9 protein-coding genes are annotated in these 12,472 nt (G+C 53.1%); all 9 read right to left on the bottom strand.

Features of this window, described 5'->3' with window-relative positions; translation table 11 throughout:
- Positions 1-147 precede the first annotated feature (147 nt).
- The gene (locus M2400_RS07535) at positions 148-1,326 is read right to left on the bottom strand and encodes a DegT/DnrJ/EryC1/StrS aminotransferase family protein (protein WP_177045523.1); all 1,179 of its coding nucleotides are present in this window, start codon (positions 1,324-1,326) and stop codon (positions 148-150) included.
- A gap of 99 nt (positions 1,327-1,425) precedes the next feature.
- Positions 1,426-2,052 carry an acetyltransferase gene (locus tag M2400_RS07530; RefSeq protein ID WP_177045525.1) on the bottom strand — a complete coding sequence of 209 codons (627 nt, stop codon included), beginning with the start codon at positions 2,050-2,052 and terminating at the stop codon, positions 1,426-1,428.
- A complete protein-coding gene (locus tag M2400_RS07525; protein WP_177045527.1) occupies positions 2,049-2,645 on the bottom strand; it encodes a sugar transferase in 597 nt (198 codons plus the stop codon). Before M2400_RS07525 ends, M2400_RS07530 begins: the two co-directional genes overlap by 4 nt.
- A complete protein-coding gene (locus M2400_RS07520) occupies positions 2,642-3,859 on the bottom strand; it encodes a glycosyltransferase family 4 protein (protein WP_259196075.1) in 1,218 nt (405 codons plus the stop codon). Before M2400_RS07520 ends, M2400_RS07525 begins: the two co-directional genes overlap by 4 nt.
- A gap of 2 nt (positions 3,860-3,861) precedes the next feature.
- Positions 3,862-5,691: a heparinase II/III-family protein gene (locus M2400_RS07515; protein WP_259196076.1), complete on the bottom strand. Its 1,830-nt coding sequence runs from the start codon at positions 5,689-5,691 to the stop codon at positions 3,862-3,864.
- Positions 5,688-7,832 (bottom strand): bi-domain-containing oxidoreductase, encoded by a 2,145-nt coding sequence (locus tag M2400_RS07510; RefSeq protein ID WP_259196077.1) that lies wholly within the window; start codon positions 7,830-7,832, stop codon positions 5,688-5,690. Before M2400_RS07510 ends, M2400_RS07515 begins: the two co-directional genes overlap by 4 nt.
- Before the next feature lie 99 nt (positions 7,833-7,931).
- Entirely contained in the window at positions 7,932-9,860 is a 1,929-nt protein-coding gene (gene asnB, locus M2400_RS07505) for an asparagine synthase (glutamine-hydrolyzing) (RefSeq protein ID WP_259196078.1), read from the bottom strand.
- 10 nt (positions 9,861-9,870) lie between these two features.
- Positions 9,871-11,202 carry an O-antigen polymerase gene (locus tag M2400_RS07500; protein WP_177045542.1) on the bottom strand — a complete coding sequence of 444 codons (1,332 nt, stop codon included), beginning with the start codon at positions 11,200-11,202 and terminating at the stop codon, positions 9,871-9,873.
- A complete protein-coding gene (locus M2400_RS07495) occupies positions 11,199-12,446 on the bottom strand; it encodes a lipopolysaccharide biosynthesis protein (protein WP_177113278.1) in 1,248 nt (415 codons plus the stop codon). The genes M2400_RS07500 and M2400_RS07495 overlap by 4 nt, the downstream gene beginning before the upstream one ends.
- Positions 12,447-12,472: the final 26 nt, after the last annotated feature.

The raw sequence follows: 12,472 nt of genomic DNA, 5'->3' as shown, positions 1-12,472 counted from the left end.
CTGTTACTCCTAAAGTACATCCGCCACCACCATGAATGATTCCAAGGGACCTCATCCCATGATGATGGAAAACTCCATTTGACCGGCCCGCAGCTCAAGTCCTTCTGCGTTGCAAACAAAGACGGGCATTCCTGACTGTCTAACTGATTACTCTTCGGTAGCCAACTGCATAACGGTCTTGAGCACCGAGCATGTCTTGTCAATTTCAAGCTGCGTCAACGTTGGGTGCACGAGAAACATCACACTTGTTTCGCCGAGTTCTCGTGCTACCGGCAACCGGCTCGCCGGACGCCAGCCAGTATTGTCAAACGCCTTCTCAAGATAGACCTCAGAGCAGGAACCGGAAAATACCGGAACGTCCCGTGCCGAAATCTCCGCCAGAATACGATCGCGATCCCATCCGGCCTTGAGCGCCTGAGGCTCAACAAACACGTAGCACTTATACGCCGCGTGAACACTGTCCTCAGGCATGACTGGCACACGTAAACCTTTGAGTTGGCTGGCGCACTCCCAGATCTGCCCGGCATTCGCTAGCCGACTGGCCTGCCAATCGGTCATGCGCTTGAGTTGAATCCGGCCGATCACGGCCTGAACCTCAAGCATTCTCCAGTTCGTACCGAAGCTTTCGTGCAACCAGCGAAAACCTGGGGGATGGTTGCGTTCGTAGACTGCTTCCCAGCTTTTGCCATGATCCTTGAACGACCACATGTCCGACCACAACTTGCGATCGTTGGTTGTGACCATTCCGCCCTCGCCGCCTGTGGTCATGATCTTGTCCTGACAAAAGGACCAGGCAGAGATGTGGCCAATTGACCCCACCGAGCGCCCCTTGTAACGAGCGCCATGGGCCTGGGCACAATCTTCGATCACTTTAAGGTCGAATTCCTCGGCCAGGGACATGATCGGATCCATATCGCAAGGCCAGCCAGCCAAATGCACACAAATTACGGCCCGGGTGCGAGGCGTCAGCACAGCGCGGATAGTCTGCGCGCTGAAGTTTTGCGAATCGCGATCCACGTCGGCGAAAACCGGAACAGCCCCGGCATTCACAATGCTCGAGACGGAAGCAAGAAACGTGCGTGAGGTGACAATTACTTCATCGCCAGCACCGATACCCAAGGCCTTCAAGGCAAGGTCCAGGGCAACCGTTCCGTTGGCCAGTCCGATGGCGTATTCGGTGCCCGCCCATGCAGCGAACTCCTTTTCAAACTCACGCCCCTGTGTACCGGTCCAGTAGTTGACCTTATTGGACAGAATCACATCACGTACGGCATCAGCCTCCTCTTCACTAAAAGAAGGCCAAGGAGAAAATGGTGAATTCAACACAACCAGTACCCGTCAGTTTTCATTCGAAAATATGAAAGACTCGTCAACACGAGCCCCGTTGCAATTCGCTCAATACGCTGTTCACGCGGCGACGATATTTCAAGAACCGTCAAACAACCTGGCCGGCACTCCGGCGACCGTAACCTTGTCTGGCACATCTCTGACAACTACGGCACCCGCGCCAACCATGACCTGTGAACCGATGTTCACAAGTTGTCGCACGCAGGCACCTATGCCAATCCAGCTCAAATCCTGCACGCAGACGCCGCCTGCAAGCCGGGCGCCGGGGCTGATGTGCACACACGATCCCAATAGACAATCGTGGTCGACGCTGCTGCCCGTATTGAGAATAGCGCCACTGCCTACTCTGGCATCGGCATTTACCACAGCGCCAGCAAAAACCACCGATCCTTCACCAAGCGTGGCATACCGGCTGACGGTTGAATCCGGATGGCGCAGCGTAACCAGCGCAGCGCCTGCCGCCTTAAGCTGGTCCAGTTTTGCCTGGCGTACCCGATTATTGCCGATCGCCACCAGCACTCCATCATATTCATCCACAGCCGCCAACAGTCTCTCGGTGTTGCCTACGACGTTCCAGGCACCATTTCGAAGCAACCCGGGCCAGGCATCATCAAAGAACTCAATGGTGTCCCAACCACAGCATTCGGCTGTATCCGCGACGACTTTGCCATGGCCGCTAGCACCCAGCACCGCGAGGCGGCTCATGACTTGGAGCCTGTGAACTTCGATGCTGTCGCTTCGCCTTCGGCACTGATACCGTCACGTACCAGAACTTTCTTGATCGTCAGGAAGATCACCTTCATATCCAGCCAAAAAGACTGATTATCGACATACCAGGTGTCCAGCTTGAACTTTTCTTCCCATTCAATTGCATTCCGCCCGTTGATCTGTGCCCAGCCGCTGACGCCAGGGCGCACCTCATGGCGACGATATTGTTCGGCGCTGTAGAGAGGCAGGTATTCCATCAGCAACGGTCGTGGGCCCACCAGGCTCATATCGCCCTTGACCACATTCCACAGCTCGGGCAATTCATCCAAGCTGCTGGATCGCAGAAAACTGCCAAAGGCTGTCATGCGCTGGGAATCAGGTAAAGGCTCACCGTTTGCATCATGAGCATCTCGCATCGTACGGAACTTGATCATTTCGAACGGCTTGCCATTACGACCTGGACGAACCTGACGAAACAGAACAGGAGATCCCAATTTCTTGCGAATGTTCCAGGCAATTACTGCTATGACCGGAGAAAGCAGAATTAGTCCAAGTAATGACGCAAATAAATCAAAACCACGCTTGATCATCTGGCAACACCCTCCAGCCAATCCACAAACCGATCAGCCAACTTACGTCGGTCAAACTCTCTGACCGCCAATTCTCTGCCTCGTGCGCCCTTGGCCCGCAGCTCGTCACGATCATCTGCCGCCTGTATCAACGCATCTGCGAAAAGAGCAGCATCATCAGGAGGTACGACAAAACCGCAGTTTTCCGTGGAAATCATCTCGGCGAGCCAGCCTGGATAGTTATTTAAAACAGGCAACCCCGAAGCGATATAGTCGAAAAACTTGTTAGGCGACGTTCCGTAGTAAAAGGCCGGTACGTTTGCCAATATTTGCAGCCCCAGATCCGCGTTGGCCATCAAACCGGACAACCGGGCTTTGTTCACCGGGTCATGAAATATCACATTGTCCAGCTGTTCTTCCGTTGCACGCTTCTGAAGCGCGGGCTTGAGCTTGCCCTGCCCGATCAAAACCAGCCGGATATCGTCGCGCTTTCGCAGTTTCAGCTCTCGAGCCGCATCGAGCACCGCGTCCAGCTTGTTGGCCACCCCATGCGTACCCGCAAAGACCGCTACCAGATGACTTTTATCCACTCCAGCCGGCAACCATGGCTCAGCAGGCGTGTTGAAAATATCCAGGTCACAACCGTTTGGGATCATTTCGATCCGATCACGCGCCACACCGCGGTGCGCAATGCCATCCACAATACCCGGCGACAACCCAATGACCCGGTGAGCCGAGCGATAGCTTGCCCACTCAAGAAAAGACATGGCGGCAAGGATTACCGGATTACGAATGACACCCATCGCTTTCGGCAGCTCGGGCCAGAGGTCCCGCACCTCGAATATAAACGGCTTATTGCGAAACCACCGGGCGAATATCCCGGGTATACCGGCTGTCAAAGGCGTCGTGGTCGCAAAAACCAGGTCGTAACGCGCGGTTAGTGCAATACCGATACTGCGCACTGCAAACTTCAAAAAGCTGAGCGCTCGAACGAACAGGCCATCGCTGTTGGAGTACGCCAAGTCAAATTCGATGATCTCAATACCGTCGACGGTACCTTTGCGTTTTCCACCAACGAAAGAGCTTTCCAGCCCCGTTTGGCCACCACCATAGCTGCCACAGACCATCGTCACCTGGTGACCCCTGGCAACCAGGCGGCGGGCCATCTCATAAGACCGGATACCAGTTGCTCCTTTCGGAGTTGAAAAATGCTGATGAAAATAAAGGACTTTCATGTCTACCAGTGATACTCCGTAGTCAAAACGCCCGCCGAAGTCACCTCAACCTCAAGCACCGGCACCTCAGTTTTTTGTAAGTAGTAACGAGACTCCAAACCCTGGACGAGTTCCCGCCGAACGATAGGCATGCTGCCCGCAACGGATATTCGATGCGAGCCGTTGGTCAGAACCTCGCCCTCAAGCCGCCAGTCCCCAGGCTGCAAACGCCAGCGTAGAACTGCACGATCCTTGAATCCGGTGAATTCATCCCTGACCTTCATGCCGGTATCGGTCAGGCTGACATGCCGCTTATGACGGACGCCGTTGCCGTCGATGTACGTGGCGCCGCAGGAGCTGGTTCCAGCCTGCTCAACCAGACTTTCGACCTGGCGCGTACGCAACCATTCCCCGAACAGAAACCGGCTGAGCCTGGGCATCTGGTCTTGCCCATCAAATTGAACGGTGTTGTGGCTGGCGGTACCCGGAAAATAACTCAGCCACTGGGCAGAGGTGTTGTAGCTGAAGGTACCTGCATCCCGGAGCAAGTTAATGCCTGCACGCCATAGATCCACATGCAGAGCATCTGCCTGGCTGGGGCGAAATCGGAAGCGCGGGTAGCGCAATACAGCATAGGTTTGTTCACGCCGTAACAATGCATAACCACCCTGATCAAACAGTTGACTACCTGGACGCTCCGCTATCGCCGATGGGCCAGGCAGGAGCAGCCAGCGCAGTGACAAATCCCATTCACCTGCCGACTCATAGGCTCTCTTTCCGGCAAACAACGCCATGGCCAACTGGACCGCAGGCCTGAAGTCGCGATAGTCCGTATCCGTCAGTGGCAGCAGCCGGGCACCATCATTTGCGCCAATGTTCGGAGCATCTCCAGTGTGCTCGTCGACTAACGAAAATAACCAAAGCGCGGCTGCGCGAGCCCTGAGTTGGAAGGTAGCGGAGAACGCCGGGAGCCCCAGTTTGTTTCTCCAGACTTCAACCATGGAAAACGTGTCGAGCATCACCCGATGATAATTGACGGAGTACTGGCTGAAACTGCCATCTTGCTCAATCAACCGAGCGGCCCGGTTTTCGAGCCATTTGCGCCCCAATCGCTGCCAGCGTTCGCCCTCGGGGCAACCGCTTAACGTTAACCAACTGCCGCCGACAAAAAGTGCGGCAGCCTCGGAAGTCCCGTGGTTATTGTCCTGAGCCATCGCATAGCTCAGCGTCGGCTCAATACGTTTGAGATGCAGTCGAACCAGATCCACAAGCCCCGGCAACGGTTGGGCAAACTGTTCAAGAATGACCGAACTCATCGCCAGGTGCAGGACACGAATGGACGCCTCCTGACCGCACTTCCAGTTCGGACCGCAATAGGGAGGATTATTGACACACCAATCCGCCAACCAACCGTTTAACTGCGCCGTCCCTGAAGATCCGCCAACACAGGACTTCTGGGCAAAGACCAATGTCCAGTCAAATCGCGAAGCTTCCCAGATATTCTTGATATCACCGACAGCGGCATCAAAATCCGGAATCCGCCACCATTCCCGGCCGGGATCAGGCACTCGAACTCCATTCAGCGGATTCAAATGCCAGTCAGGAGGTGCGTCCGATACCGGACATTCCCAGAACCCGAAATATCGGACCTGGGAATCCCATTGGGACGCACATGGCAACGAGCCGGCCTGTCTCGCACTTTCCGCAAAAAACGGGCCCTGGGGAATTTCAGCCCGAAGGCGTCTGACAGGGTTCAAGCCAGTCTTGACCCCAAGCCGATACGTCAATGCACGCGCCAGATTGCCAAAACCGAGAGCTATCGCAGTTTTGGCTTTAACAAGAAGAAGGCTCATTGCTCGCGCAGAATCCGGGCAACTTCAATGCTCACGCGCGCCACTTCGAAAATTTCATCGGAAGTGATCGGCGTGACAACCCCGTTTTGCACCGCTGCAAGGAAAGCCGCAGCGCACTCGCTTTGCCCCTTGTTCTGTTTCCAGAGATTCAACTTGCTGAAGCCCGGCCAGCCGAAACCTTTCAACTTGCGGAAGTTATCCAGTTGCAGGACGCGTCCGGCAGCGAAAACTTCAACTCGCTCTTTTGGAAAGCTTGAAGCGCCATTGGCCAGATAGAGGATGGTGCCGAAAGAGCCATCCTCAAACCCCAGGGTAATCGCCGCTTTATCTTCCGTAATGGCAACAGCAGGCGTATCTCCCATTCTGCGGGCCTGAATCGAAACAATTTTGCTGCCCGCCAGAAAACGCATCAGGTCGATGAAATGACACGCTTCGCCAATAATACGCCCACCGCCGACTGACGGGTCCTGGGTCCAGTGATTCGCGGGAATCGCTCCGGCATTCATCGTCATGATGAAAGACTTGGGCTCTTTTACAGCCGAGAGCAACGCCTTCATCTTTTGGACCTGTGGCGAAAAGCGTCGATTGAACCCAACCATCAAATGTGGCTTGAGCCCTTGTTCGACAGCCTTTCGATAGGCCTCTTCAACCGTTGCCAAATCCTGGGATTCAATTGCCAATGGCTTTTCGACGAACACATGTTTACCCGCCTCCAGCGCTTGAGCGACAAAACGGGCGTGGCTGTCGTGACGGGTGACAATTGCAACGGTATTGATCGTGCTCTCGCCAAGCATCGCACTGATATCAGTCGAGGCTTGTGCAAATCCAGCCTTGCTGCCGTGTATTACACCGTTGATACCACCGGCAGTCACAATCGTATGGAACTGAGCGCCCGCGGCCTTAAACGCCGGTATCAGCATTCTTGATGCATAGTTTCCTGCACCGATGAAGCCAACCACGGGTTTGACCGGGTCGAAACTGGCTACCGCACCAGGTGCCAGCACGACTTCCTTGATGTTTCGCTCGGTATCTTCCGAGGTGTACTGAAGAATGATACCCAGCGCCGAGTTATCCGTCGTAAGCGTCTGATAAGCATCCGCGGCATCTTCAAATGCAACCCGATGGGAGATCAACGAGTTGACCTCCAATTGGCCGCTGGCGAGCATATCCAGGACGGCTTCGAAGTTGCGCTGCTCAGTCCAACGAACAAAACCTATCGGGAAGTCGTTGCCTTGATCTTCGTAACTCGGATCATAGCGCCCGGGCCCGTAAGAACATGAAACCTGGAATGTCAGTTCCTTCTCGTAGAAGTCAGCTCGACTCAACTCAAGCCCGGTGACCCCCACCAGAACAATGCGCCCACGCTTGCGGCACATGTGTGCCGCCTGGGTGACCGGATCGGAAGACTTGGTCGACGCGGTAATGATGACGCCATCCACGCCTCTTCCGCGGCTGAACGTCATCCCCGCCGATACAACATCTTCCCCTTTGCCGGGATTGCAGGTTTCGGCGCCATAACTGCGAGCCAACGCCAGTTTTTGCTCATCAAAGTCAATGGCAAGTACTCGGCAGCCCTGGGCTCGCAGGAGCTGAACCGTCATCAGTCCGATCAGACCTACGCCGGTGACGACAAAGGTCTCGCCCAGCGTAGGCTGAGCCAGCCGAATCCCCTGCAAGCCGATGCTGGCCAGCACGGTAAACGAGGCGGCTTCGTCGCTGACCGAATCCGGGATCAAGGCACACAGATTCTTGGGAACGATAACGATATCGGCATGAGGGCCATTGGAAACCACGCGGTCGCCGGGCTTAAACCCGGATACGTCACTGCCCACGGCGCCTACAACACCCACGTTGCAGTATCCAAGCGGCAACGGCTGTGCAAGCTTCGAGCGAACGGCTTCTACCGTTGTCGCCAAACCATCGGTCTGCACCTTTTGCAGAACCATGCGAACCTTGTCAGGTTGCTGGCGAGCTTTTTCCAACCAGTTGGCCCGGCCAAATCCTACAAGCATGCGTTCCGTGCCGGCAGAAATCAGCGTATTGGTTGTATTGATCTTTAGCGTGCCACTGCGAACGGCGGGAGCGGGTGCATTAACCAATGACGTCTCACCGCTAGCCATGTTCTGAACAACCTGCTTCATGCATTCACACCAATAAAGTTAAAAATTCACTCATCACTGAGAAACTTGTATAGAGCTATCTATCCTACCATCGGATAAGACCGGGACGTGCCCGCCGACTCAACCGTCCAGGGCAAAATCGCCGTCCAGATACTGTTTGCACCACAGCTCCATGCAAACGATGCCAAACAACGTATAAGCAGCGTCTATTCGGCCTGAACGATCTGCTTCGATCAGATGCGCCACTGCTTTGGGGTCGAAAATCCCCCTTTTCAGCAGGGATGCCGGAGAAAGCACCTCATCGACCAAAGGCTTCAGGCGTCCTTGCAACCAGTTGCGAAGCGGTACACCGAAGCCCGTCTTGGGCCGATAGATGACGTCGTGAGGCAGATAGGGTTCCATGGCCTTCTTGAAAATCCATTTCCCTTCCCGGCCTTTTTGCTTGATATGCGATGGCAGTGAACCCGCCAGGCGTACCAGGTCAAGATCCAGCAGCGGAACACGCACTTCAACGCCCGTCGCCATACCCATTTTATCGGTGTAGTTGAGGTTGTGATCGGTGAGAAAATGCTTGCACTCCAGGGTGAGCATTTTATCAAGAGGTGTTGCATCCGAAGGCAGCCGCGAAAGTGTTTCTCGCATAGGCGCAAACAGATCATCGGCCGCCAACTGGTGTCGCAAGTCTGGCGCCAACAGCCCATACGCCTGATCAGGTTCAAGCCAGAGGAAATAACTGATCAAGCGATCATCAGCAGGCAAGTCCGCGTAGCGAAAAGCCTTCCCGAGGCGACGAGACAGCGGAGACGACGCCGGAAGCAAGCTTGAGCTACGGGCCAGTACCGAACGCAGCGGTCGAGGCATGCCGCCCCACCAACGCTCTTGTGCCAGAGCGAAATGACGACGATAGCCTGTAAAAATATCATCTCCCCCGGCACCCGACAGCAGGACCTTGATACCGTTCTGGCTCGCCAGTTCCGAGATGAACAACGCATTCAACGCGGCCGGATCCGGCGTAGGTTCATCGAGCAGGTAAACCATTTCCGGCAGACGATCCATCATCTCATCACCGACGCCTACGACATGCAGGTCGACATCCAGATGCTTGGCAACGCGCTGTGCGTACGGAAGGTCATCGGCGAACCCCTCGTTTGCAGTGGAGCCGTTGTCTACACGGATACTGAAGCACTGCAACCGCCCCTTGTCCCGCATTTCCTGCGCTGCAAACGCGACGATGGCGCTGGAGTCCAAGCCGCCTGACAAGAATGAACCCAACGGTACGTCGGACACCAACTGACGCTGGACGGCAGTCCTGACCGCATCGGCAACATCAACAGCGACATCCGCAACCGTTTTTGTCAGGGGTTTCTCGGAAATTGGCAGTTCGTAGTAAAACCAGCTCTTCTCAATATGCCCATTACGAACGCATAACGCTTGGCCAGGTAAAACTTTTTTGATATCCCGCACAATCGTCCGATCACCTGGTGACCAGAGAAAACCAAGGTGCGCGAGTACGGCTTGCGGGTCAATTTCAGTTTTACTGAAGCCGCCTCGGATCAAGCCTTTCATCTCACTTGAAAATGCAAAACAACCATCATTGGAATGGATATAGAGGGGTTTGACACCCATCTGATCTCTAGCCACCCAAAGTGTTTCAGTGTCGCGCTCCCAGAATACGACCGCAAAAATCCCGTTCAAGCGGTTTAAACACTCAATTCCATAACGACAGAACAGTGCGAGCAATACTTCGGAGTCGGACTGGCTGGAAAAGTGATCCCCCGCCGCTTCGAGATGAGCCCTTAATTCTCGAAAGTTATAGATTTCACCGTTAAACACCATGACCACTCGCCCATCGGCAGAGACCATTGGTTGGTGACCGGCTGAAGTCGTATCGAGAATGGAAAGGCGCACCTGGCCGAGCCATACACCAACGTCGGTATCGGCCCAAACGCCTTGATCATCAGGCCCACGACGTCTAATAAACGAAAGCGCCGAAGAGAAATCAATAGATTCCCGCGTTCCGTTATGAATGTAGCCCAAAATTCCGCACATATCAGTTTCTCTAGATTGGGTTATTAACTGGCTCTTCGCGCTTTGAGCTCAAGAATAAAAAAGGAAGCCATATAGACGCTATGAGAAGAGCGACCGACGCCAATTCTCCTCGAAAAAGGTGAAGCAGAGAGGCGACTGCCAATGCATAAAGACCTAACGCGCGGTCGCTTTTAGGATTACAGACAACTGCGCCATAAAGCCGCCCTCCTATAACCCCTAGAAAGAAGCCGCCAAACAGTACACCCAGAGTGCCAAAGTTCATATAAAGCTCACCAAAAATACCTGGCGGCAATGTCGTACCTTCCATAAGCCACTTATCTGGCCAAAAGGCACCTGTAAATACCCCGGCGGCGGTGAGTGGCTTACCCGGAAACAGACCCGAGGGTATTAAAATCAATACAACCATCAGCAGCGTCGTACCATTTTGCCACTCAAGCCTCTCGGGCATAGCATCTATAAGCACAGTCATAGTCTGCAACTGCATTAGATTGCCCGTAAACTGAGTCGCCAAAAAATGAATGAACGACAGGAAAACGCCCTGATCCTCATTAATAAAAAAGAACCTCCCTGTTGCGAGAAACTCTTGCTTGACCAGGTGATACGCCATTAGAGAAACAAACATTACAGCCCCAAGCACAGCCCCTTTTACAAGACTGACACGCTTGACGCGGTAATGCCGAACTATAATCAACGACAATACGATAATAAAAATTGTCGATTTCTGCCCTTGGAGAGCGCAAATAAACAAACCGCCCAAAAAATATAACCAGAAACAAAACCGCTCGGAAAGTGACTTCTTCCCGGCACGGGTCAGCCTTATATACCAGGCCAGCGAGACAGATAGCAACAAGTTCTCCAAGAGGAACAAGCCGTTCAAACCTGCAAACGCCCTTATCCTGTCACTGGCACCTTGAAGCAACCCCGAGACCCCGCCTAGGATTACAAGAATAGTTGTAAACGCCAGCAGCGCCACTAACGAAAAACCTAAGGCCCGTTGCGAAAAAATCCGTGGACTTACTATGTAGCGTATCCCGACGGGAAAATTAAAATGCGTTTTCCGTCCTAACCAACACCCCATCAAAACAAAAATTAAAGCCCCAACATACAGCAAAATGGCATAATCAATAGAACTCTGCTTATCGAAAAAATCAAACTCCCAAAACTGACTAAACCCATCAAATCCCATGATAAAGGGATATAACGGGACAATAACGCCTGCAAGCCAGATCACCAGAAAGAAAAAACCAACGCCAAAACAATCAAACGCTTTTTTTTCAAGCGGGACCCGCAAGTGCTCAGGCCCTAAATATTTTTCTTCCAAGGTATCAACCTCTTGGGTCATAAATCAGCGAGGCGGACTCTCACCGCAATCAGAAGCAGCACGGCGGACAAAACAGCACCAACCACATACCCCAAAACGCCAGCCCAAGCATCCAAAACAGGGATACCGACGTATAGAATTAAAAGAACAAGCAAGCCCTCTACAATATTGGTTTTAAGGCTTAAACTAAAAACACGCAATGCGACCAGTATTGTACCGCAAGCGAGAGCCATAGCCTTCAAGGGCAAAGTCAACGCCAACACAATGATATACATGGCCGTCTGCTTATAAACACCGCCCACACACACCAACCATATACAAGAGAAAAAGATCAACAGCAAAGCAACTGCGGATGAGATCTTTAACATGCTTTTGGAGAATGCATGATACCTTTCGCGCAGCTCGCTTTTATCATGGATGACCTCGACCAACTCAGGAAGGGCCCTTTGTGCAATGATTGCCAATGGCAGCAAGCCAAGAATAAGGCTCAATATAGCAATACCAAAAAAACCGATCTCGTCGGTTTTCACATGATAAGCAGTCAACATCAGGACAGGCAGACTATCCACCAACAGACGAACAAACAGGCTGGCATTGACAATGACACCGGACTTGGCCGTTGTAATTAATTCGCGCCGGTTCACCTGGCGAAAATCAAGCGCCAGAAAGATATGCGCTCGCAGCTTCCACCAAACGGCAGCGAGACAAAAGAACTCACCAAGATAACGAGCAGCCATCCAGCCTTGGATACCATACAACTTCGTCAACACAACATGCAGAATAACGCCCGCCCCGGTAACCAGCATCAGAACGAAGTAGATCTCGCGTATCGCCTTCGCCCCCTGAGCAAAGCCAGTCGTTACACGAAGTAAATTAGTCAACAACACCAAGCCACAGGTTGTAAAAACATAAGAACTAATCGCCGAAGTCAACACAAACTCATGCGCGACGTATATGCCAGCAATCACGACACCTGAAGCGATCCCGACCAACAAAAACACTTGCCGAAGCACTTCACTTTGACGAGAAGTACCATGACTCGCCGCCGTATCGCGAATCGCGATGCTTTGCATGCCCAAACTTCCTGCCAGTACGACAAGAGCAATAATTGTTTCCAGCGAGCGCACCACACCCACGACCGACGGATCAACCCAAGACGTGATCAAAAACTGACTTATTATTACCCCACCTTGAATACAGGCAGTAATAACGATCAGCTGTAACAGCTTCGAACTTTCAAACATGCTGATCAGACGATTCAACACACGCTACCACCATGAATCTTGATAAA

It is taken from the genome of Pseudomonas sp. BIGb0558 (assembly GCF_024807515.1).
Taxonomy (GTDB): domain Bacteria; phylum Pseudomonadota; class Gammaproteobacteria; order Pseudomonadales; family Pseudomonadaceae; genus Aquipseudomonas; species Aquipseudomonas yamanorum_A.
Note: the sequence above shows the minus strand (reverse complement) of the source record. Positions and strands in the feature narration are given on the sequence as shown.

Excerpts from the sequence above, each read along its gene's own strand:
- M2400_RS07530 (WP_177045525.1), bottom strand. The coding sequence starts at position 2,052 with ATGAGCCGCCTCGCGGTGCTGGGTGCTAGCGGCCATGGCAAAGTCGTC.
- M2400_RS07525 (WP_177045527.1), bottom strand. The coding sequence starts at position 2,645 with ATGATCAAGCGTGGTTTTGATTTATTTGCGTCATTACTTGGACTAATT.
- M2400_RS07520 (WP_259196075.1), bottom strand. The coding sequence starts at position 3,859 with ATGAAAGTCCTTTATTTTCATCAGCATTTTTCAACTCCGAAAGGAGCA.
- M2400_RS07515 (WP_259196076.1), bottom strand. The coding sequence starts at position 5,691 with ATGAGCCTTCTTCTTGTTAAAGCCAAAACTGCGATAGCTCTCGGTTTT.
- M2400_RS07510 (WP_259196077.1), bottom strand. The coding sequence starts at position 7,832 with ATGAAGCAGGTTGTTCAGAACATGGCTAGCGGTGAGACGTCATTGGTT.
- asnB (WP_259196078.1), bottom strand. The coding sequence starts at position 9,860 with ATGTGCGGAATTTTGGGCTACATTCATAACGGAACGCGGGAATCTATT.
- M2400_RS07500 (WP_177045542.1), bottom strand. The coding sequence starts at position 11,202 with ATGACCCAAGAGGTTGATACCTTGGAAGAAAAATATTTAGGGCCTGAG.